General features: G+C 57.8%; 21 protein-coding genes, 1 rRNA gene and 1 pseudogene. 11 read left to right on the forward strand and 12 right to left on the reverse strand.

Annotation, left to right across the window (positions count from 1 at the left end; translation table 11 throughout):
- Positions 1-144, reverse strand: a pseudogene (locus tag A37O_RS16465) (IS256 family transposase); the annotation flags it as partial.
- A gap of 291 nt (positions 145-435) precedes the next feature.
- Here A37O_RS16465 and A37O_RS0107525 point away from each other — a divergent pair.
- The gene (locus A37O_RS0107525) at positions 436-1,341 is read left to right on the forward strand and encodes an endonuclease domain-containing protein (protein WP_018296894.1); all 906 of its coding nucleotides are present in this window, start codon (positions 436-438) and stop codon (positions 1,339-1,341) included.
- Positions 1,342-1,350: 9 nt separating this feature from the next.
- On the opposite strand, the gene msrA is transcribed toward A37O_RS0107525, so the two are convergent.
- Positions 1,351-1,992 carry a peptide-methionine (S)-S-oxide reductase MsrA gene (gene msrA, locus A37O_RS0107530; RefSeq protein ID WP_018296895.1) on the reverse strand — a complete coding sequence of 214 codons (642 nt, stop codon included), beginning with the start codon at positions 1,990-1,992 and terminating at the stop codon, positions 1,351-1,353.
- Between the two features lie 155 nt (positions 1,993-2,147).
- Between msrA and A37O_RS0107535 the strand changes: the two genes are divergently transcribed.
- The 3 genes from A37O_RS0107535 to A37O_RS14960 all read left to right on the forward strand — a co-directional run bounded on the left by A37O_RS0107535 (position 2,148) and on the right by A37O_RS14960 (position 4,168).
- Positions 2,148-2,750, forward strand: coding sequence for a superoxide dismutase (locus A37O_RS0107535; protein ID WP_018296896.1), 603 nt, complete (start codon positions 2,148-2,150; stop codon positions 2,748-2,750).
- A 112-nt stretch (positions 2,751-2,862) separates the two neighbouring features.
- Positions 2,863-3,549, forward strand: a complete 687-nt coding sequence (locus A37O_RS0107540) for a MerR family transcriptional regulator (RefSeq protein ID WP_018296897.1) — start codon at positions 2,863-2,865, stop codon at positions 3,547-3,549.
- A complete protein-coding gene (locus A37O_RS14960) occupies positions 3,542-4,168 on the forward strand; it encodes a hypothetical protein (RefSeq protein ID WP_156802535.1) in 627 nt (208 codons plus the stop codon). Before A37O_RS0107540 ends, A37O_RS14960 begins: the two co-directional genes overlap by 8 nt.
- On the opposite strand, the gene A37O_RS0107550 is transcribed toward A37O_RS14960, so the two are convergent.
- Entirely contained in the window at positions 4,111-5,001 is an 891-nt protein-coding gene (locus tag A37O_RS0107550; RefSeq protein WP_018296899.1) for a LysR family transcriptional regulator, read from the reverse strand. The two genes, A37O_RS14960 and A37O_RS0107550, sit on opposite strands and share 58 nt — an antisense overlap.
- Positions 5,002-5,071: 70 nt before the next feature.
- On the opposite strand from A37O_RS0107550, the gene A37O_RS14965 reads away from it, so the two are divergent.
- Together A37O_RS14965 and A37O_RS0107560 are read left to right on the forward strand one after the other, a co-directional pair.
- Positions 5,072-6,271 carry an MFS transporter gene (locus tag A37O_RS14965; protein WP_018296900.1) on the forward strand — a complete coding sequence of 400 codons (1,200 nt, stop codon included), beginning with the start codon at positions 5,072-5,074 and terminating at the stop codon, positions 6,269-6,271.
- Positions 6,272-6,303: 32 nt separating this feature from the next.
- Complete coding sequence (locus tag A37O_RS0107560; protein WP_083912617.1) at positions 6,304-7,998, forward strand: cupredoxin domain-containing protein; 1,695 nt, start codon at positions 6,304-6,306, stop codon at positions 7,996-7,998.
- Here the strand turns inward: A37O_RS0107560 and A37O_RS0107565 are convergent.
- Positions 7,985-9,517, reverse strand: a complete 1,533-nt coding sequence (locus A37O_RS0107565; protein WP_211208361.1) for a TM0106 family RecB-like putative nuclease — start codon at positions 9,515-9,517, stop codon at positions 7,985-7,987. The two genes, A37O_RS0107560 and A37O_RS0107565, sit on opposite strands and share 14 nt — an antisense overlap.
- A 76-nt stretch (positions 9,518-9,593) precedes the next feature.
- Here A37O_RS0107565 and A37O_RS0107570 point away from each other — a divergent pair, with 76 nt between their 5' ends.
- A complete protein-coding gene (locus tag A37O_RS0107570) occupies positions 9,594-10,229 on the forward strand; it encodes a DUF6474 family protein (RefSeq protein WP_018296903.1) in 636 nt (211 codons plus the stop codon).
- 23 nt (positions 10,230-10,252) lie between these two features.
- Here the strand turns inward: A37O_RS0107570 and A37O_RS0107575 are convergent, their stop codons facing one another.
- Both A37O_RS0107575 and A37O_RS0107580 read right to left on the reverse strand, forming a co-directional pair.
- Entirely contained in the window at positions 10,253-10,891 is a 639-nt protein-coding gene (locus A37O_RS0107575; protein WP_018296904.1) for a LuxR C-terminal-related transcriptional regulator, read from the reverse strand.
- Positions 10,888-12,153 carry a sensor histidine kinase gene (locus A37O_RS0107580; RefSeq protein ID WP_018296905.1) on the reverse strand — a complete coding sequence of 422 codons (1,266 nt, stop codon included), beginning with the start codon at positions 12,151-12,153 and terminating at the stop codon, positions 10,888-10,890. Before A37O_RS0107580 ends, A37O_RS0107575 begins: the two co-directional genes overlap by 4 nt.
- Positions 12,154-12,367: 214 nt before the next feature.
- Here A37O_RS0107580 and yidC point away from each other — a divergent pair, with 214 nt between their 5' ends.
- Positions 12,368-13,483 carry a membrane protein insertase YidC gene (gene yidC / locus A37O_RS0107585; protein ID WP_245533813.1) on the forward strand — a complete coding sequence of 372 codons (1,116 nt, stop codon included), beginning with the start codon at positions 12,368-12,370 and terminating at the stop codon, positions 13,481-13,483.
- On the opposite strand, the gene A37O_RS0107590 is transcribed toward yidC, so the two are convergent.
- Positions 13,480-14,118 carry a TetR/AcrR family transcriptional regulator gene (locus A37O_RS0107590; protein WP_051077968.1) on the reverse strand — a complete coding sequence of 213 codons (639 nt, stop codon included), beginning with the start codon at positions 14,116-14,118 and terminating at the stop codon, positions 13,480-13,482. The genes yidC and A37O_RS0107590 overlap by 4 nt on opposite strands.
- 164 nt (positions 14,119-14,282) lie before the next feature.
- Between A37O_RS0107590 and A37O_RS16145 the strand changes: the two genes are divergently transcribed.
- Positions 14,283-14,777 (forward strand): TM2 domain-containing protein, encoded by a 495-nt coding sequence (locus tag A37O_RS16145; RefSeq protein ID WP_018296908.1) that lies wholly within the window; start codon positions 14,283-14,285, stop codon positions 14,775-14,777.
- A gap of 28 nt (positions 14,778-14,805) precedes the next feature.
- Here A37O_RS16145 and A37O_RS0107600 read toward each other — a convergent pair whose 3' ends face one another.
- The 4 genes from A37O_RS0107600 to A37O_RS16895 all read right to left on the reverse strand — a co-directional run bounded on the left by A37O_RS0107600 (position 14,806) and on the right by A37O_RS16895 (position 17,306).
- Complete coding sequence (locus tag A37O_RS0107600; protein WP_156802536.1) at positions 14,806-15,615, reverse strand: hypothetical protein; 810 nt, start codon at positions 15,613-15,615, stop codon at positions 14,806-14,808.
- Between the two features lie 65 nt (positions 15,616-15,680).
- Positions 15,681-15,938, reverse strand: coding sequence for a GlsB/YeaQ/YmgE family stress response membrane protein (locus A37O_RS0107605; RefSeq protein ID WP_018296910.1), 258 nt, complete (start codon positions 15,936-15,938; stop codon positions 15,681-15,683).
- A gap of 234 nt (positions 15,939-16,172) precedes the next feature.
- Positions 16,173-17,072, reverse strand: coding sequence for a universal stress protein (locus A37O_RS0107610; protein ID WP_018296911.1), 900 nt, complete (start codon positions 17,070-17,072; stop codon positions 16,173-16,175).
- Between the two features lie 105 nt (positions 17,073-17,177).
- On the reverse strand, positions 17,178-17,306 hold the full coding sequence (locus tag A37O_RS16895; protein WP_281167726.1) for a hypothetical protein: 129 nt from the start codon (positions 17,304-17,306) through the stop codon (positions 17,178-17,180).
- On the opposite strand from A37O_RS16895, the gene A37O_RS0107620 reads away from it, so the two are divergent.
- On the forward strand, positions 17,287-18,303 hold the full coding sequence (locus tag A37O_RS0107620) for a pseudouridine synthase (RefSeq protein WP_018296913.1): 1,017 nt from the start codon (positions 17,287-17,289) through the stop codon (positions 18,301-18,303). The genes A37O_RS16895 and A37O_RS0107620 overlap by 20 nt on opposite strands.
- A gap of 44 nt (positions 18,304-18,347) precedes the next feature.
- Entirely contained in the window at positions 18,348-18,983 is a 636-nt protein-coding gene (locus tag A37O_RS0107625; RefSeq protein WP_156802537.1) for a DUF1707 domain-containing protein, read from the forward strand.
- A gap of 111 nt (positions 18,984-19,094) precedes the next feature.
- Here the strand turns inward: A37O_RS0107625 and rrf are convergent.
- Positions 19,095-19,212: ribosomal RNA gene (gene rrf / locus A37O_RS0107630) — 5S ribosomal RNA — on the reverse strand.
- Between the last annotated feature and the right edge of the window lie 157 nt (positions 19,213-19,369).

The raw sequence follows: 19,369 nt of genomic DNA on the forward strand, positions 1-19,369 counted from the left end.
GGCGCCGCAGACCTGGTCGGCTTGGGCGGACAGCAGGAGGTTGATGGTGTCCTGGAGCATCTGGCGCATCAGATCGGGTGAGGCTTGGGCCAGCAGGTCGTCGAGGTATCCGGTGGGGTCGATATGATTGGGCGCGGAGGCCATCGTTGGTGTCCTTTCGAGGATGTGTAGGAGCTGAGTCGAAAGGTACCGCGGTGGTCTCCTTGCTGGTCGGCAGGGGGGGTTCACCAGGCGGTAGCTGTACACCACACTATTGGACGCAACCATTGTGTATAGCTAATTAGCACCCAAAACGGCCCAAAACCGAGCTAATTAGCTATACACAATTAGCCAAAGTGGGTTCAGTCCGCCCCCACAGCCCCCGAAACACCACCCTCGCCAAGAAAAATCCCCACCCCACAGAACCAAACGGCTAGTTCGACAGTCTAACCAGGTATGACAAACAACCTCGCAGAGATCACGGCCTCCCTGATTAACCTCCGAACAATCAAGAACTCTCAGTCAAACATTTGGCGGCAAGTGCACAACCGCGAACTCGTGCGGCTGGCACCCTCCTGGGCAATCCCCGCGGCAATGCTGAACAAACTTCCCCTCTACCAGCGACGATGGATCACGGCGTACGCTCATGGCAGGAATGCCTATCGAGCTGTTCTAGCCGGAAAGTCGGCCGCGCGGATGCAAGGAATGTGGGTAATCAACCGAAAGACAGAACTGGTGGAGCTCATGCTGCCCAGTGGGAATCTCCCCGCCCCGAAACTGTGGCCCCAGGGAGCGCACTACCGTCGTGGCGCCCTCGCCCTGGAGGAAATTTCGCAGATCAACGGAGTCCGGGTGACTCACGTGATTCGCACGGCCATCGACATCGCCAGGTGCCATGGGTTCTGCGAAGGAGTAGTGGCCTTCGACTATCTCCTCAAACGAGGCCTGACAAAAGCCCAGCTGGAAGAACACGTTTCCGCCATGGGTAAAAACCACAACCTCAAAGTCGCGAGGGAAGCCATCGCCGCAGCCACAAGCAGCTCGGGCTCACCGATGGAGTCCTACGCCCGAGCTTTGCTGGTGCGAGCTGGCATCACGGTTTTCAGCCTGCAGAAACAAATCGGACCGTATTATGTGGACTTCCATTTCCCACCGGCGCTCATCGTCGAGATCGATGGGTTTGAGAAGTATGACGGGAGCACCCACGGCCCAACCGATGCAGCGATCTTTAAGGAACGGGAGCGCGAGAAGTACCTCACCAACTTAGGGTTTCGGGTTCTTCGCTACTCCTCAAACGACCTGCTCAACCAGCCCGACAGGTTCATCGAGCAGGTAAGAAGCGAACTTGCCAAGCACGCCTAAGAAACAGCCCTAAATCGCGCAGGCAACTCCCGTCGAGTGGTGCGGGCAGTAGCCGTTCGGCACCTTATATAGGTATTGCTGATGTTCGTTCTCAGCGAGGTAGTAATCCACGCCAGCCTTGACCTCGGTGGTCACCTCGCCGAAGCCCTCGTTGGCAAGCTGCGAAGCGTACTGTGCGATCCACTCGCGGATCTGCTCGACCTCTTCCTCGGTGTCCGGGTAGAAGGCGGAGCGATATTGGGTGCCCACGTCGTTGCCCTGGCGGAAGCCCTGGGTTGGGTCATGCGCTTCCATGGCCATGCGGACGAGTTCTTTCAGCGAGATGCGCTCGGGGTCGTAGACCACCTCGACGACTTCAGCGTGGTTGGTCACACCGGCGCAGACCTCGCGGTAGGTGGGGTTCTTGGTTTGCCCGCCGGCGTAGCCTACCGAGGTGCCCTCGACGCCTTCGGTTTCCCAGTACATCTTCTCTACTCCCCAAAAACAGCCAATGCCAACGATGAGACGCTTTTGGCCAGGCTTCCAGGGCCCCGTGATGGGTGTGCCTAACACGTCATGCGGCAGAGGTTGGGGAAGGACTGGGGTGTCACGCCCCGGAAGTGCATTTTCAGGGGCGACGAGTTCTGGGGTGCGTTGAAAGATCCACGACATACCATGTACAACGCCCACATCAGCCAATCTGTTCCACCCACCCCGTTTGTGGACACGTCCGCAATAAATCGTTGCCAAAATTTCAAAACTGCCTATCATGGGGTGCAGCGCCTGAACTTTAGCGGGCGGAAAACTTTGACGAAAGGATCTAGAACATGGCTGTATACGAACTTCCAGAGCTTGACTACGCGTACGACGCTCTCGAGCCACACATCTCCGCAGAGATCATGGAGCTGCACCACTCCAAGCACCACGCAAACTACGTCGGTGGCGCAAACGCAGCACTCGAGGCACTGGAAGCAGAGCGCAACGGTGACGCAAACGCAGACAAGATCCGCGCGCTGTCCAAGAACCTTGCGTTCAACCTCGGTGGCCACTCCAACCACTCCATCTTCTGGAAGAACCTCTCCCCTAACGGTGGCGGCGAGCCAACCGGCGAGCTGGCTGAGGCAATCAACCAGGACTTCGGTTCCTTCGAGAAGTTCCAGGCTCACTTCAACGCTGTGGCTCTTGGCCTGCAGGGCTCCGGCTGGGCTGTCCTCGGCTACGACCACGTTGCGGGTCGCCTGATCATCGAGCAGATGACCGATCAGCAGGGCAACATCTCTGCTAACTTCACCCCACTGCTGATGCTGGATATGTGGGAGCACGCTTTCTACCTGCAGTACAAGAACGTCAAGGCAGACTACGTCAAGGCTGTCTGGAACGTCTTCAACTGGGAGGACGTGGCAACTCGCTACGCAGAGGCAAAGCAGTAATTTAGCTTTACTTTTTAGGAAAACCGCTCCCTTGGGGGCGGTTATCTCGCTTTACGACGAGCCCCTGAACAACACTTGACCCTGACGCCACGTCATAGTTCATGATGTAGGCATGAGGATTTCAGAGGTCGCAAACGCCGCGGGTTGCTCGATCCGCGCGGTCCGGCATATGCACGCCTGCGGTGCCGTCCCGGAACCGGAGCGCCTGCCCAACGGCTACCGCGATTACGCGATTAGCGATGTCGCGGCGATCATGCGCGCCCGCGCCCTCATCGACGCCGGTGTGCCCCTGTCCCAGATCAACGCACCCAATGCGGTGCCCGAGGCACTCTCGCTTATCGACGATCAACTCGCCCACCTCGAGCTCCAGCGCACAAAGTTACTCGCGCTACAGCAGAACCCTGCCGGCACACCGGCTGACATTCGCGATTCGATTCTCCAGCATTTCGGCGACTCCCCGACCCTGCTCGCCGAGTTGGACAGTTTGGATCTCATCGCCTTAGCCGGTGTCGCCTCTCCTGCTACCTGGGATCAGCTGCGCGCCAACCTTGCAGATCCGACCTGCCTCGCGTCGTCGCAAAGCTATTTCACCTTGTGGGAAAAGCTGGCCGAGCTGCCTGCCGCAACCGAAATCTCGGCCGAAATTGCCGAGCTAGAACAGCTGATTTCCACCGGGTTCATGCGCGGGGTCTTCGAAACGCTACGACCCGGCACGCTGCCACTTTCGCGTAGCGATGTTCCCTTGCAGGGCGCGCAGGCCAAGGCCTTCAAAGCGCTTTCTGGAGCTATCGATGCTTAAAATATTGCTCAGATTCCTTGCCCGCCACCCCGCATTCAAACTTGCACGGTGGGAACTCGGCATGTGGCACGACCTTTATCGCTGGGCGAGAGGAGTGGTACTCGTTCCTACAGATGCCACACCACTTCCCCACCAGCCGGGCAGATTGCAGATGGTTGCGGCATTTACGGTGGTCATCGCCATCGAAGCTGTGGTTGTGGACTTCTTAATTTCAGCACCTTGGCTGCGCATCGTCGCATTAATTCTGGCTGTGTACTCAGTCATCCTGATCTGGGGCATACTCGCCGGCGAACGCATCCGCCCCCACTACATAGACGCAGACCACCTCGTGCTGCGCCGAGGACGCAAGACTTTCGCCACGATTCCCCGTACGTCCATCGCGGGTGCCCGACCCGAGCGCACGTTCAACTCCGAAATGCACGAGCTTCGCGACGATTCACTGGTCCTCGGAGGCTCGCACGGCACCGACACCACCCTTGCTCTAAGCGCACCTGTCTCCGTGGCTCATGACACGTGGCCTTGGCAAAAGAAGCGCACGTCCGAGGTCAGCACAATTGCGCTCTACTCCGGCAACGTGGCCACGTGGTTCCCGCGCCCTGCAACAAACTCTCGGAACTGATCCACAGGAGGAGAAGCGGAGGCATCGAGGCGCCACACCATCCCCAGGTCACGAAAAACAGTGGGTTTAATTTCGCGCAGCACCACTCCCGAGACGGCGAGATAGGGGTCGTCCATGGGAAGCAGCGCAACCCCAAGACCTGCCGAAACAAGCCCGGCAACGGTAGTCAGTTCCATCGACTCGAACACGAAATTCGGGGTGAACCCGGCCTGGGCGGTGAGCTCGTCGAGAATCGTGCGCGTTCCGTATCCCGGCAGCATACCCACCCACGGTGAGTTCGCCACTTCCCCCAGATCGATGGGGCCCGAGCCACCTTCTCCTGATGGAAAGGCAATCGCGAGGCGCTGGCGGGCAAGAGTAACCCAGCCGAGGCGGTCGTCGGTGGGTCTTGGCCCGACGAGTGCCACGTCGGCGTCGTCGCGAAGCACTCTCTCCGTCAAGTAGTCGGACGGCCCCTGGTGCAGGGAAAACTGCACGTGTGGGTGCTCGGCGCGGTATGCACGGAGGAGATCGGGGACAAGCCAGGTACCCAGGGAGTGCATGAAATCGAGGCGAACCGAGCCACGTTCGGGATCCATCAGCCGCGCCACCTGCGCCCGGGCCGCGGAAAGCTCGTTGAGCACCGTCTCGGCATGAACCGAAAACGCCCGGCCGCGGGCATTCAAGATCAGCCGGCCGCTCACGCGATCGAAGAGCTGGGCGCCAGCAAATTTCTCCACGCGCTGAACTCGGCGGGTGAGCGTCGGCTGAGGGATATGGAGTTTGTCGGCGGCCGCGCCCAGATGTCCGGCTTGCACCACCGCCAGGAATCCCTCAAGATCAGCAGGTTTCATGCAGTAATTGAATCATATTTGACCATTTCGAGCATTTTACACATGAACCGGCCCGAGCCATGATGGAAGAATGCGCAAAGGAACAGCGGCCTACAAACGTGCCACACTCGCCATGCTCGCGGTGGGCCTGGCCATTTTCATGACCCTCTATTCCACCCAGGCGCTGCTTCCCTCTTTCGTATCCGACCTCGGCATCACCCCCACCGAAGCCGCGTGGACCGTCTCCGCCACCACCGGTGCCCTCGCCATCTGTGTAGTGCCGGCTTCCATCCTCTCGGAGCGCTTCGGGCGTGGGCGCGTGCTCATCATCTCGGCGCTGCTCGCCACCGCGATCGGTCTCCTTCTCCCCTTCGCCCAAGACGCGACCCAATTAATCCTGCTGCGCGCACTCCAAGGCGTGATGGTCTCCGGCACCCCGGCCGTGGCAATGGCCTGGCTCTCGGAGGAAATCGACTCCGAAGACCTACCCGGCGCGATGGGCCTCTACATTGCGGGCACCACCGTCGGTGGCCTGTTCGGCAGGTTCATTCCCGCGGGCCTCTTAGAGTTCACTAATTGGCGCGGCGCGCTCGCCGGAACCGCGGTCATCGCATTCATCTTCGCCATCGTCATGGCCTTACTTTTGCCGAAGCAGAAGAACTTCACCCCGAAATCCATCAGCCCGAAAACCGAGCTTTACGCCATGGCCGGGCACCTGAAAAACCCACGCCTGGTCTCGCTCTTCCTCATCGCGTTCTTCGCTATGGGCACGTTTGTGTCCATGTATAACTTCCTGGGCTTCCGACTCATCGACGATTTTGGACTCGCCCCGGCACTGGTCGGTTTCGTGTTCATCATGTACCTCTCCGGGACGTGGTCGTCCGCCCAAGCCGGAAACATGATCAAGCATTTTGGTCGCGGCAGGGTCGTTCTCGTCGGCGCGGTCCTCATGTTTGTCGGCCTGCTTCTCTGCGCAGCCGGCAATATCTGGATCACCATGCTCGGCCTGCTGATTTTTACCGCCAGCTTCTTCGCCATTCACTCCACGGCTTCGGGCTGGGTCGGCCAAATCGCCACGAAGAACCGCGCCGAGGCCTCCAGCTTGTACACCTTTTGCTACTACCTAGGCTCGTCGGCAATTGGCGGCTCCACCGGCTGGATCTTCGAGCGGCTTCCCTGGGGAGGCTTCGTCGCGACGCTCTCGGGTATTCTCGCGATCGTTCTGGTCATCGCTACCGCACTCGCGTTGTCCGAGAGGCGCGACCAGAAGTCCGTTCACCATTCGCTTTAATACGGCTAATCCCGTGAGTACTATACGAAAGTATGACTAGGGTTAGAACCAGGGTTAAAGACGCCGTCGGAAAACTGCCAACGAAAGAATGGTCCCGCAAAAGTTGGCACCGCCGGGCCAGCAAACCCGTCACCGTCTGGATGATGATCTTCGTCCTCGCCGGCCTGGTCCACCTGTGGATCCCCGAATACCGCTGGGTACTCATCCACATTTTCACGCTCGGCATTGTCACCAACTCCATCATGTTATGGAGCCAGCACTTCACCGAACGCTTTTTACAACAGAAGCTTGACGACGACACCCGCCCCGGTCAGCTGCGCCGCTTCCAAGCACTCAACCTGGGCATCGTGCTCACCATTGTCGGTGAAATCCTGGTTGAGTGGTGGGACAAGCACTGGATTCTCACCCAAATCGGCGCCACGATCATCATCGTGGTCCTGCTAATCCACACGGTCAGCCTGCTGCGGCAGTGGATGAGTTCGGAAAAGGGCAAGAAGTACCGCCCCGCTGTTTTCGGCTACGTCCTCTCAGCTGCCTTCCTTCCGGTCGGCGGGGTCTTCGGTGCCTTGTTGTCCATGGAGCTGCCTGTCGGCCTGCACGAAAACGTCCGCTTGGCCCACTTGATCACCAATGTTCTGGGCTTTGTGGGGCTCGCTGCTGCTGCTTCGCTGTCCGTATTGTTCCCAGCTATTTGGCGCACCCGTGGCCGAAAAGACCGCACCGGCATTGTCATCTCGCTACTGAGCTTCGGCGTTGTAGTCGCCACCGTTGGGTGTTTCGCGGACTCCACCTGGGTCACGGGCGGTGGCCTCGCCGTGTACACCTTCGGGTGGCTTGTCGGACTCGTGAGCTGGCTGGGCAATGTCATCGACGTCCTGAAGGACCCCCGCGACCGCGTCACCTACGCCTCGGGCTCCGTGCTCATGGCGGTGCTGTGGCTCATCGGGATCCTGGTTTGGCTGACCGCCGAAGTCTTTATGGCCACTGAGCTCCCCGAGGTCTCCCTGCCCACCACCGTGCTGCTCATCGGGTTTGGTGCACAGCTCCTCCTCGGCGTGATGAGCTACCTCCTGCCCACCACCATGGGAGGCGGGCCCGGCGCGGTGCGCACTGGCATGGCTGTGCTGAACAAGGGTGGGCTCTTCCGCCTCACCTTGATCAACCTCGGGCTCGTCTTATGGCAGGTGGCCACCTACTCGTGGCTCAAAGTCGTGCTGTCCTTCTTCGTGTTCGGCGCGCTGGTCGTCTTCATTCCACTGCTCATCCTTGCGGTCCGCGCACAACGCAAGGTCCTGCTCAAAGAGGCCGAACCCACCCCGAAAGACCCGCAGGCCAAACCCGCCTGGAACCAGCTCACCGCAGGTCTTGCAGTACTGACCTTCGTGGTGGTCATGTTCGGCGGACTCGCGGGCCCGTCGACTGGCGGACAAGCAACGCAATCCACGGGCGCTGAAAACGTCACCACTGTCGAGATTTCCACGGTGGGCATGAAATTTATCCCCGATGTCATCGAAGTACCTACCGGCAATTCCCTCGAGATCGTCCTCACCAACGACGACGACCAGGCTCACGACCTGCGCCTTGCCAATGGGGTCGATTCTGGGCGCCTCGTACCCGGAGACTCCATCACCATCGATGCCGGAGTCATCACAGAAAACCTCGACGGGTGGTGCACCATCGCCGGCCATCAAGCCATGGGCATGACGCTAACGATTATGGCCGTGTGATCTCCCAGGTACGCGGGACCCCCGGCGCGCCCGCGTCCAGGAACTCCCGCACCGCGCGAGTCGCACGGCAGTCATCTTCGTTATAGCGCAGTAGTAGCTCGCGCGCGGCCTCGTCGCCGAGGCGGGCCGATCGTCGATAAGCGACCGATGCCTCCCCGTCAACGTCGTCCTCCCAGGCGTATCCTGCGAGCGGTGCGACCACCTTCAGCCCGAGCCCCTCAACGCCGACCAACTGCCGGCGCACATACGCGAACACATCGATCCACTCGTCCGACTGGATAAACTGCTTCACCTCGGCTTCATCGACCGTTTTGAAGCGCCGCGCGGAACTCATCAGCCAGTGGTTCTCCCCTCCTGCCGCGTAGCAGTACGCCGCAAACGTCTGGCCCGCTTCAAGAGCCGCTTCGCGACGACCCATCAGCCAGGTCCAAAACTCCGTGAACATGGCCGACTCTTCCTTGCCACCCACCTCGTCCCAAGTCACAAACGCGTGGTAGGTATCGCCGTCATAGGCTCCCCACATGTACGCGCCCTGGTCAAGGTAGGCCTCCATGTCGATGTCGATCTCGACGTCGGCACGCGGCACGCTCGTCGTTTCGGTGCGAGCTAGCACGGGAATGTTCTCCCGCCAGGCCTGCGCGACGATGGAGGGCTCCCCCAAGTCGGCGTGTATCGCACCCGCGATCGTGTGGATCTCAAGATCGCGGAAAGCCCTGGCGCGCTCGCCGGGGAACACGAGCGAAATCTCGTCCATCTCGCGTAGCTCCGGCTCGCACAACTGCCAAAACCTGCAGCTCGCGCACTGTTTTAGGCGCCGCGGCTGCTCGGGTGTGGGCTGGTCCAACGCTTCGCGTAGCGAGTCAATATAGGGCTCGACGGGAACAAGGAAGGCCTTCGTCCGGTCCTGGCCGATGACGCCGGCCAACTCAGTGCCCAGGCCCATCTCGTCGAGAAGCAGCTTGGCTGCGGCCATGCGGTATCCGTCCAGGGTGTGGTGGCGCGGCTTAGCGCCGAACTCCAGCGGCTCGCGGAGGCCGAGGCGATGCGTGGGAATGGCCAGCATCGTTTTCGACTTCGAGGGCTGTGCCACCCGGTGATTCGAAATCTGGACGGGCAGGTACGTGCGATCGGCCTGACGAACCAGCACGTCAACACCTGTAGTCACATACTGGCCGTCGATCCACCCCGACAGGGTTGCATTCGTGATCAGGTGGGCCCGATCATAGATCGCCTCGTAGGTGGCAAGCTCGGTGTCCTCGCCCTCTGCGGCGTGCAGGTCCACTCGTCGAAACGCTTTGCCACGACCGTCACCAATGGCGGGCTTGGTAGGAAGCAGCCCTAGCACCACGTCTTGGGCGACATCGACCCTTGCCTTGCGCGCATTCCCTTCCCGCGTCGGAGCAATCTGTGGATGCAGATGCCGCTGGCGCAGGCGGTACCTGCAGCCGACAAGGTCGGCGGGGCGCACTTCCCATGGCGCGCTGCCGTTAGATCCGGGGGAAACATTGTAATTTGTCACGTTGACCCTCAAGCCTAATCGCTATTTAGCGGTAAGGTTGAATCCGAAAACGAAAGACGATCAAGGAGACACACCCATGGGCCTGTTGAAGTCGATCCAAAAGTCTCGCCGCAAGACTAAGGCCGAGGTTGCCGCTGCGAAAAAGCGCGCCGTGCAAGAGGCGAAGGAAGCGGCAAAATTAGAGTACAAGCGCGACAAACTCGTCGATAAGGCAGAAAAGCGCCTTCTGAAGGAAGAAAAGAAGGGCCTAAAGAATAAGCGCAAGCACGAGGAAAAGCTGGCGAAGAACGAGCTGGCTAAGATCCAGCAGGGCAGCTTCAACGCCAAGACGGTCAACCGTTGGGTGGGTGCGCTGCGAGTAGCAATTCCTGTGCTTTTGCCGCTGGCATACCGCGGCATTGTTGCGCTACGCGAGCGCGGCATTGACAAGCGCGCCAACATGGTGGGTGTCAGCGCCGACGAGATGGCTCAGTACTCTGGCCACGGCTCCGAGCTCAAGGCACGCATCGAAGGGGTCCGAAAGAACCTGGATTCCAGCTCGAGCGTGCCCGTTGGTTTCAAGCGCGACGCCGACGATCGCCTCAAGGAACTCCACGAAGCCGTCAACAATGCGGAATACATGAACCCTGATCAGCGTCGTCGTGCGCACCAGGCTATTGAGCGCGATGTTGAGGCCCTGACCTCCGAGATTCAGGCGAAGATCAAGGCCTAGTAGCTCCTAACTCGTAGAACCGGTTAGAGAACTCCCTGCTCCCGCGCCGCGGCCACCGCGGAGGTGCGGGAGCGCACACCTAACTTGTCATAAATGTGCACGAGGTGGGACTTCACCGTGGCCTCCGACAACATCAACTCCTGGCCAATTTCGCGGTTTGATGCACCCCCGGCCACAAGTTGGAGGACCTCGAGCTCACGAGGTGTGAGCGAGGAGCGCGGTGTCTTGTCCCGCATCTCAAGTCGGTCGCGCACGATCGGGCTCATCGCCTGATCGCCTTTCGCTGCGGAACGCACGGCCGCGAGCAGCTGCGCCGGTGGCGCGTCCTTCAACAGGTAGCCCACGGCTCCGGCTTCGATCGCCCCAAGGATGTCCGCATCGGTATCGTAGTTCGTCACTACCAGGACCTTTGGCGGATACTCCATGGTCGAACGGATTTCTGCTGTTGCCTCAGCACCAGTAGTTACTCGGGTGCCCTCCGCGCCCGCACCAAACCGCAGGTCCATCAAAATGACATCGATGCCACCTGCCTGTGCGGTTGCGATAGCACCTTCAGCAGTTGCAACCTCGCCGACGACAATGATGTCGTCCGCTTCTTCGAGCATCGCACGAAGACCAAGCCGTACGATTTCGTGATCGTCGGCAAGCAAAACTCGGATCATCTATCCTCCTCAATCTTTCGATTGATACTACTCTCTTCCGACTCAATTGTGGTCACCGGCAACGCCACAGAGAGCGCAGTTGGCCCCCCAGGGGACGATTCCACAAGCAATTCTCCCCCCATCTCGCGTGCCCTGCTCCGCATCGCATCCAACCCAACGTGACCCAGGCCGGATGGGTGATTGTCCAAGGATTCCGGGTCGAACCCCTTGCCGTTATCCACCACGTCGAGGCGTACCTCCGTTGGAGAAAAGGTAAGCGAAATCTGTGCCCTAGTTGCTTCCGAGTGCTTCACCACGTTTCCTGTCGCTCCCTGGGCGATGCGCAAGAGCCCGGCTTCCACGCTCATCGGCAGGACCTGGACTTCGCCATCGGTACTCACCGAGATGTCTATGTCTCCCGTCTGGGAGAAACTCTCCGCAATCCGCTCAAGTGCGCCTGTGAGGGAATTCTCCGACAGCGGTGCTGGCTCCAGCGCCGCAATCATCGCGCGAGCCTCCGCTAAATTATCCGCCGCTGCTTGGCGTGCAGCGTCAATCCGCTTGAGAGGTTGCTCAAGTTCTTCCTCTGAAAGCTGAGTCGCGTGGAGATCTCGCTCAGCGGCATGCAAGAGCATTTGGATGCTGGACAGACCCTGGGCCACGGTGTCGTGGATCTCGTGCGCTAGGCGCTGCCGCTCTTGGACTACTCCGGCTTCCCGCTCGCTTTCTGCAAGCCGATCGCGTGTGGCCACGAGCTCGTCGATAAGTGCCTCGCGCTCCGCCGAGATCTGAGAAATGGCGCGGAAGGAATAATGAATTGCCAACACCACGCCTGCGGAGACCGCCGGACCCATAATGCCGCCAAGTGTGAGCCCTTGGGGAATCTGCACCATAATAGAGATCGTCAGCGCGATGATGACAGCCGCAATGCCACGCCAATTATCCATGACGCGCAGGTAAAGGAAGAAAAGGATAAAGACCCAATAGACCGCAACGGGAGAAACGAATAGTTCCACCACCCAGACCCCCGTGAGCGAAAGCGCCCACAGGATCTGGATCCACGATGGCCAACCATTGCGGTAATACGCGCCATAGAAATACAAGAACCCAAAAAGCGCTGTGAGAACGAGGTGGATTGCTGCCCGGTCGAACTCGTATCCCACCGCGGCTATCGCAGAGACGCCGAGCAATGTGATTGCCAGTGCATGCACACCTGTATCTAGCGCGCGATGATCGCGTAGGTTTGCGGGATCTCGCTCCAATGTCACCTGAGTTGAGCTCATATTGATGAGCCTACTTCAGGCCTCGGTAAGGACTGACGTACTGCCGTCGCACTATGGTGAGCATTATCTTTAGTTCTGCATGCTTTACCATTAGTGGGCAAGCGACGAAGCACAGTGCACTCGCTTCGATCTACAACTTTCAAGGAGGCCCACAGCAATGCGGGAAGCGCTCGTTCTACCGGTTTCAGCTGTGATGAAATTCTGGCATTGGTTGATGTCCGATGTTACCGGGTTGAATAATTCCCTGGCCTGGGTGCTTTCTATCATTTTGTTGGTGATCACGATCCGGGCAATTCTGGCTCCTTTCACGTGGTCTCTCTATAAAAGCGGTAGAACCAGTATGCTGATGCGTCCCGAGCGGGCCGCACTCACTGAAAAATACGCCGAGGTTACTACTCCCGAGCAGGCGAAAGAAGAGCAAGATGCTCTCAACGAGTTGAATAAGCGCTACGAGTACAGGCCTCTGGCTGGGTGTATTCCCCCACTGATTCAGCTTCCGGTCATCATTGGCCTGCTCACGCTCTTGCGGTGGATGGCCATCCCCGATGAGCGACACGAAAGCGGTATCGGGCTGCTCTCTCCCGCGGATATTATGTCCTTCCGCGAGGCGAAGTTTCTCGGCGCCCCGCTGACCAGTTTCTTGAGCATGCCGGATCAGGAGTTCGCGGCGCTTGGCACGACTGAGGCCGAAGTGCGTGCGGTGTTCATTCCGCTGATGGTCTTCGCGATTATCTTCACGACAGCCAACCTCGCAATTTCCGCCGCGCGTTCGACAAAGCAATTGGATTGGTCCATGAAGGCCGCTCGTGTGGTCAACCAATTCCAGATCATCTTGACGGTCATCATGCCATTCATGATTCTCTTCCTTGGTCTCAGTGGTGTCCTGCCGATCGCGCTGATGCTCTACTGGGTCACCAATAACCTATGGACCGCTGTCCAAACCGCCGTGTTCTGGGCAGCTTCGGTGAAAAAGATTCCGCTTGACGACGTCCACCGTGCCCACAACGCCGCTGAGAAGGAAAAGGCCCAGACGGAAATCCGGGCAAAGCGCTTAGCGAAACGCAATCAGCGCCGTCGCCGGCTTTCGGCCATGACTCGCCCAAGCGACTTGAAGGCAATTAATCAGGAGATCGCCGCGGAAAAAGAGGCGCAAGCCGCCGCAAAGCAGGAAGAAAAGGCCCGGAAGAAGGCCTTGAACAAGCAACGTACTCAAGCCAGAGTGGCGATGCGCCAACAGGAACGCCTGGAAAAGAAACAGGCGAAAGAAGCTGCTGAGGGGCCTGCAGAGGAGTCTGCTGAGGAGTCTGGTCGGGAGGAGCAGACCGACTAGATGGAGTAGTCTGCTGGCGGAGCACCAAGCATCTGCTTCGCCAGGTCACGCGCAGTGACAAGTGGTCCCACGTCTCGGACTAGACGAGCCCCTGACATGCCGCCGTCGAGGAAAATCAGTAGCTGGTCCGCCTGAGTCGCCGATGGGTAACCGTTTTTCTTCGTCAAGAGATCGGTCATGGTCTTATGCATCCAATTGCGGTGCTCGCGACAGGCCGCGACGATCCCTTTTTCTGATTCAGTCTCAGGCCGAGGGTATTCATTTGCGGCATTCAAGAAGTGGGAGCCACGGAAATCCTTCTCGGGTTCTTCTTCGATGGCCATATCGAAGAAAGCGAGGATTTTGTCCTCATATTCAGGCAGGTCCTTGGTCCGCTCTTCCCAATCGCTCCGGTATTTCTCGTCGAGGGACTTGATGTACTCGATGACCAAATTGTCTTTCGAGCCGAAGAGGGAATACAACGAAGCCTTTGCCACATCGGCTTCGCGCAAGATCCGGTCGATGCCGATGACGCGAATTCCCTCGGTCGAGAAAAGGGTCGTCGCAGATTCCAACAACCGTGTACGCGGACTCGGCCGATTACGCCGCCTCGATGTCGACTTGCGCTTTGGTTCGGCTTTGCCTTTGTCAGTCATTATCTCGCTTCGTCCTTTCTTCGTAGACCTCATATCTCAATATAGACAAACCGGTTCGTTCATTCCAGTGGCGCATCGACTCGCTTTCCAAAAGCCCAGCTGAAGTGGTTAGATGGGAAGCGAAAGGATCTTATTTTGATCCCTAACATCGGCTGAGGAGAGCAATGTCAACACCACAAGGTGGCAGCAATTACGAGCACAACCCGTTTGATCGCCCCCAAAATGACCAGCCGCTGAATAACCCACCCCAGTACGGGTATCAGCAGCCCCAGTACCGGCAGCCGCAATACCCGCAACCGCAATACCCGCAACCGCAGCCACAGGCCTACAACAAGGATGGCCTTCCGGTTCAACCTCAGGCCGGGTTCAATCAGCAGTACGGTTTCCAACAGCAGCCTGTCCGGCCCAAATCGAAGGTAGCCGCTGCCCTACTTGCCTTTTTTCTCGGTACTCTCGGCCTGCACAACTTTTACTTGGGCTACACCCGACGCGGAGTTGCCCAGTTGGTTACCTGGCTCATCGGGTGGGTGACCGCAATCATTGGAATTGGGGCCGTCATCCTTTTCGTTCTCAGTGTCTGGGTCATTGTCGAGTTCATTCTGATTCTCATTGGCGGCGGAAAGTTTAGGTACGACTCCCGCGGCGTCGAGCTCGAATAGTTACTTTTCCCGCCTGACTAATCTCGGCTCAGGCTAGCTCCCATGCCTGGGCTGCGCGAAAGTGATCGCCGCACTGGGTGTACAGGCTTGCCGCGCGCTTGCTGGCGTCGCGTGCCGCAAGCCGATTATTGATGGCCAGGTATCTGCGAGCAAGGGACTCCGTTACCTCGGCACGCATTCTCGTGGCATTGTGGTCTGTGGAGCTCAATTCCTCGCGTTGGAGGAATTCTTGCAGGATTCCGATGGCGGATGACGAATCACCGGCAGTTAGGAAAGACTTCGAAAGCTGTTCCACTGCCTGTAATTCGATATCAATGCGCCCGGCTTGCCTAGCCACGCGAGCAGCCAACAGTGCTTGCTCGTGGGATTTCCGAAAATTCTGCAACTCAAATAGCGCCAGAGATTCATTCACTCGGGCTTGGGCGGACTCTGGCAACATAGCCGCTTGGACGAAATCAAGACCTGCTGCCCCGAAGAGGTTGGCTCTTAATTCTGGCGCAGGGCTGTGAGTTGCCACGCTGAACATCATTGCAGCGCGTGTGCGTGCTTCAACCCGCTCGAGACGAAAAGTCTCTCCTGCAAAGAAGGCGACCAGACGTTCCGACTCAGCCCTAGCTCCGTGGATCTCTTCTCTGTTGTGTAAGAGATGGATCAACTCCGTCGCTGCCGTGGCGATATCTGTATAGACGTCGCGGAGGCCTGCCTGGTAAAGGGTATCGGCGGTGGGCATCGTTTGGGAAAGGAACTTTTCCAGGGCTCGTTCGCAGCCAGGTAGATCTCCCGCGGCTTTACATACTTCAGCGACTCTTAATTGCTGACGATAGGTTGCAGGTGGCATGCGTCAAGCATACGCGCATGCGAAAGGGCCCCGAGGTTGTCCTCGGGGCCCTGGTCTACGCTGGCTTAGTTCTTTTTGACCATGTTAATGATTGTCAACAGAATTACCGCGCCAATTGTTGCTGAGATGAAGCTGATTACTAGACCGCTACCTGCATCAATGCCGATGAAGGAAAGCAAGAAGCCACCGATAAAGGCGCCGACGATACCTGCAATGATATTCGCGACGATGCCCATGCTTGCATTCTTACCCTTGATCATCGATGCGACCCAACCTGCAAGCCCACCGATGATGATCCATCCGAGAATTCCGCCTGCCATCATGAGAGTTTCCAACTTTCATAGTTTGGCGCTCAAGGCGCGCTTGAACAATTTCCTCACCTATTTTGCACATCTGCAGAGGATTTCGCTACTTGAATCGGCGAATTTAATATAACTTTTCGTTTAAGAAACGGTCTCAGGTATCGCCTAGGAAACGAAATTTGGGAACAAAAAATGTCGAGTTCGGCGAACCGAGCTGGACATTTCCGACGGAGAGTTACTCCGCTGCATTAATTCTTATGAGTTGTGGCTTGGGCGCACAACCATCATTGGGCATGGTGCGCTCTGCAGCAGTGCGCGGGAGGTAGAACCGAGCAGCATTCCCTTGAAGCCACCACGACCGTGGGAGCCGGTGATCAGCAGCTGCGCGCCTTCGGACTGCTCAACGAGGGTGCGAACTGGGCGATCACGGGAAATGATCTTCTTCACCTGAACGTTCGGGTACTTCTCTTGGAGTGGAGCGAGACGCTCAGAGAGCATTGCGATCTGCTCCTGCTCGACCACTTCCCACTGCTCCTGAGCAGCAGCAAGACCTGCCATCGAAGCCTGCACCTGCATGTCCATCCACGTGTGAACCGCGAAGAGCTCGGCGCCACGGGCGTCAGCCTCTTGGAAAGCAACTTCGGTTGCCTTTTCAGAAACCTCGGAGCCATCCACACCGACAACGACTGGGCCGTACTTGGTGGTTTCGCTGACCGGGTTGTCTTCCCTAACGACCACAACTGGGCAGTCAGCGTGGGATACAACTGCAGCAGAGACCGAGCCGAGAACCATGCCGGAGAGCCCACCCAGACCGCGGGAGCCCATGACGATCATGGTGACGTCTTTGGACATCTCCAGCAGCATGTCAATCGGAGAGCCTTCAGCGATGGTGTGGCCGATCTTGATGTCAGGAGCGACCTCATGGGCGATCTCGCGTGCCGCTTCGACCTTGTCGAGGGTTTCGCGCTGGAGATCGTCGAAAAGCTCTTGCGGTGGAACCATTCCCTCTGCGTAGAGGAACTGCGGCATTGTATAGCTTGATGCCAGGCGCAGCGGAATGTCACGCTTCATGGCGGTGTTGGCCGCCCAACGAACTGCATTGTTCGATGCATCTGAGCCGTCGACTGCTACGACTACAATATCTTCCTTGGCCATCAGGATCGCCCTTTCATTGGAGGCTGGTCTCTTTCGTTACACCTCCAGTGTACAGCGTCATGACACGTTGGTCAGCTGGTTAGTACCAGTTGTTTTGAATCACAATTAGCTGGCTGGGTCCGCGTTGGATGGGAAGAAGAGATTGAAAAGGAAGTCGAAGAGGTCTGCGATGAAGTTGCCTTCATTGGTTGACGAGAAGGCTACAGCGGAGTCCATGATTGCATTCAAATCCATGTGGAATAAGTTAGTACATACGATGAGCAGGAAAAAGTCAGGCCATAAAGGCCCCCTCCCCCCGCGTTCCGGTCTTGGTGCGACCCGTATCCGAGTGCCCGACGGCGATCTTGTTACTGCCGGGACCCTTGTGACACAAGTGGTATTTTCTCAGCACCACCGGCACCCTTCCGACGATGAATCAGCTATTGCTGAACGGTTTGCTGCCGGAGAGGTGGTCCTCCGCAATGGCACCATTCTTACCCCCGAAGACCTCGTAGCACCGGGCGAAGATGTGTTTTTTTACAAGCGGCCGGCCTCCGAAAAACCTGTGCCCTATGAGATTGAAACCGTCTTTGAAGACGATGACATTATGGTTGTCAACAAGCCGCCGTTTCTAGCGACCATGCCACGAGCCGCCCACATCACCGAGACTGTCACCGTCAGGATGAGGCGATCAACGGGCAACGAGGAATTAACGCCGGCGCACCGTCTTGATCGGATGACCAGTGGTCTCCTTCTCCTGACGAAGAGGCGAGAAGTACGTGGCGCTTATCAGCAACTCTTCGCTACACGCCAAGTTCACAAGGTCTACGAAGCAATCGCGCCACTACGTGACATCGTCGCGCCAACTCAATGGGCACATCATATTACGAAAACACATGGTGAGATCGCAGCAAAGCTTAGCGACGAGGCGCCTAATTCATTTACCAACCTCCAGTTGATAGAACCCGTGGATGCATCACAGTTCGCTATGCACGGGGAGGACGGCCCACTGGGTCGCTACATCCTGGAACCCATTACGGGAAAAACTCACCAGCTGAGAATCCAAATGCTCGACGCCGGCGCACCGATTCTCGGTGACCCCGTCTATCCCACGGTGAAGGCTTTCGACGACGAAGACTTCGCCGTTCCGATGCGCTTAGCTTCAGTTGAATTGCGTTTCGACGATCCACTCTCCGGCCGGCCCAGACTATTTCGTGCCCTCGGACATTCAACACTGGCTTTACCCGATTAGTAAAATGATCCCTACAGGGGAACGAATACTGGAGGAGGCGAGCCTTGAAAGATACATTTCCGCACAACCCCAACAACCCTAGAGACCCTTCTGACCCTACAGACAGGGAGCGACAAGAACTCCAAGAAGAGCTAGTCCGCGTTGTGGGGCGTGGACGGATCCCAGTGTCGGAATTCGATGAGCTCGTCACTACCATTTGGAGCACCAGCGATAGACGCGACCTCGCTGTAATTCGTCACCGTTACCTGGGTGGGCCAGAGGTGGAAGCACAATCTCATCCGATTGAATACGTCGCCCCGCAACCGGGAACGACCAAACCGGTCAAAGTCAATTGGGAGCTTAAGCGCGTTGGTCAATGGACTGTTCCGCGCGAGTCCACCTACGAAATAAAAGGTGGGACCCTCCTCCTTGATTTACGCGATGCGTCATTCGAGTCCCTTCTAACCAGAATCCATATTTATGCCTCCTGGATGGCAACAGTAGAAGTGATCGTTTTGCCCGAGTTCGGAATTGCGGACAACACCGACAGAAAATGGTGGAGTGATTCCAATGCGTTTGAACCACGTCGGGCACGCGACCAATTCCCTACTGTCCTTTTAGAAGGTGCCGTAGTAGGCGGGAGTCAGATTCGTATTACAACTAAAGGCCCGAAGAAGCGGCTATTTGGATTTCACGGTTAGCCGATCCTTGCCAATATTCATTGATAGTCCAGCGCATGCGAAAGACCCCGGTAGGAGGCCGTGTTGGCTTCCTACCGGGGTGTTTCTATTTAGTTGTTTGTTTTGTTTTAAGGTCGGCGGTAACTTACTCTCCCACATCCTCCCGGATGCAGTACCATCAGCGCGGGCGGGCTTAGCTTCCGGGTTCGGAATGGGACCGGGCGTTTCCCCGCCGCCATCAACCACCGACACACCTATTGGGGTGTATCAGCACTGTTACTAGGCGACTAGTAGACATGATACATATTCACTTCATCACACAAACCACCACCATGTTCGGGGTGTGTTGTGCCAGATACTGCACAGTGGACGCAAACACTTAATCTTTCGTGTTTATTGTTTTTGTT

The sequence above is a fragment of the Corynebacterium lubricantis DSM 45231 genome (genome assembly GCF_000379425.1).
GTDB lineage: Bacteria > Actinomycetota > Actinomycetes > Mycobacteriales > Mycobacteriaceae > Corynebacterium > Corynebacterium lubricantis.

What these genes read in the sequence shown, in the direction of transcription:
- A37O_RS0107525 (WP_018296894.1), top strand. Translation starts at nt 436, where the DNA reads ATGACAAACAACCTCGCAGAGATCACGGCCTCCCTGATTAACCTCCGA.
- msrA (WP_018296895.1), bottom strand. Translation starts at nt 1,992, where the DNA reads ATGTCGTGGATCTTTCAACGCACCCCAGAACTCGTCGCCCCTGAAAAT.
- A37O_RS0107535 (WP_018296896.1), top strand. Translation starts at nt 2,148, where the DNA reads ATGGCTGTATACGAACTTCCAGAGCTTGACTACGCGTACGACGCTCTC.
- A37O_RS0107540 (WP_018296897.1), top strand. Translation starts at nt 2,863, where the DNA reads ATGAGGATTTCAGAGGTCGCAAACGCCGCGGGTTGCTCGATCCGCGCG.
- A37O_RS14960 (WP_156802535.1), top strand. Translation starts at nt 3,542, where the DNA reads ATGCTTAAAATATTGCTCAGATTCCTTGCCCGCCACCCCGCATTCAAA.
- A37O_RS0107550 (WP_018296899.1), bottom strand. Translation starts at nt 5,001, where the DNA reads ATGAAACCTGCTGATCTTGAGGGATTCCTGGCGGTGGTGCAAGCCGGA.
- A37O_RS14965 (WP_018296900.1), top strand. Translation starts at nt 5,072, where the DNA reads ATGCGCAAAGGAACAGCGGCCTACAAACGTGCCACACTCGCCATGCTC.
- A37O_RS0107560 (WP_083912617.1), top strand. Translation starts at nt 6,304, where the DNA reads ATGACTAGGGTTAGAACCAGGGTTAAAGACGCCGTCGGAAAACTGCCA.
- A37O_RS0107570 (WP_018296903.1), top strand. Translation starts at nt 9,594, where the DNA reads ATGGGCCTGTTGAAGTCGATCCAAAAGTCTCGCCGCAAGACTAAGGCC.
- A37O_RS0107575 (WP_018296904.1), bottom strand. Translation starts at nt 10,891, where the DNA reads ATGATCCGAGTTTTGCTTGCCGACGATCACGAAATCGTACGGCTTGGT.
- A37O_RS0107580 (WP_018296905.1), bottom strand. Translation starts at nt 12,153, where the DNA reads ATGAGCTCAACTCAGGTGACATTGGAGCGAGATCCCGCAAACCTACGC.
- yidC (WP_245533813.1), top strand. Translation starts at nt 12,368, where the DNA reads ATGTCCGATGTTACCGGGTTGAATAATTCCCTGGCCTGGGTGCTTTCT.
- A37O_RS0107590 (WP_051077968.1), bottom strand. Translation starts at nt 14,118, where the DNA reads ATGACTGACAAAGGCAAAGCCGAACCAAAGCGCAAGTCGACATCGAGG.
- A37O_RS16145 (WP_018296908.1), top strand. Translation starts at nt 14,283, where the DNA reads ATGTCAACACCACAAGGTGGCAGCAATTACGAGCACAACCCGTTTGAT.
- A37O_RS0107600 (WP_156802536.1), bottom strand. Translation starts at nt 15,615, where the DNA reads ATGCCACCTGCAACCTATCGTCAGCAATTAAGAGTCGCTGAAGTATGT.
- A37O_RS0107605 (WP_018296910.1), bottom strand. Translation starts at nt 15,938, where the DNA reads ATGATGGCAGGCGGAATTCTCGGATGGATCATCATCGGTGGGCTTGCA.
- A37O_RS0107610 (WP_018296911.1), bottom strand. Translation starts at nt 17,072, where the DNA reads ATGGCCAAGGAAGATATTGTAGTCGTAGCAGTCGACGGCTCAGATGCA.
- A37O_RS0107620 (WP_018296913.1), top strand. Translation starts at nt 17,287, where the DNA reads ATGATTGCATTCAAATCCATGTGGAATAAGTTAGTACATACGATGAGC.
- A37O_RS16895 (WP_281167726.1), bottom strand. Translation starts at nt 17,306, where the DNA reads ATGGATTTGAATGCAATCATGGACTCCGCTGTAGCCTTCTCGTCAACC.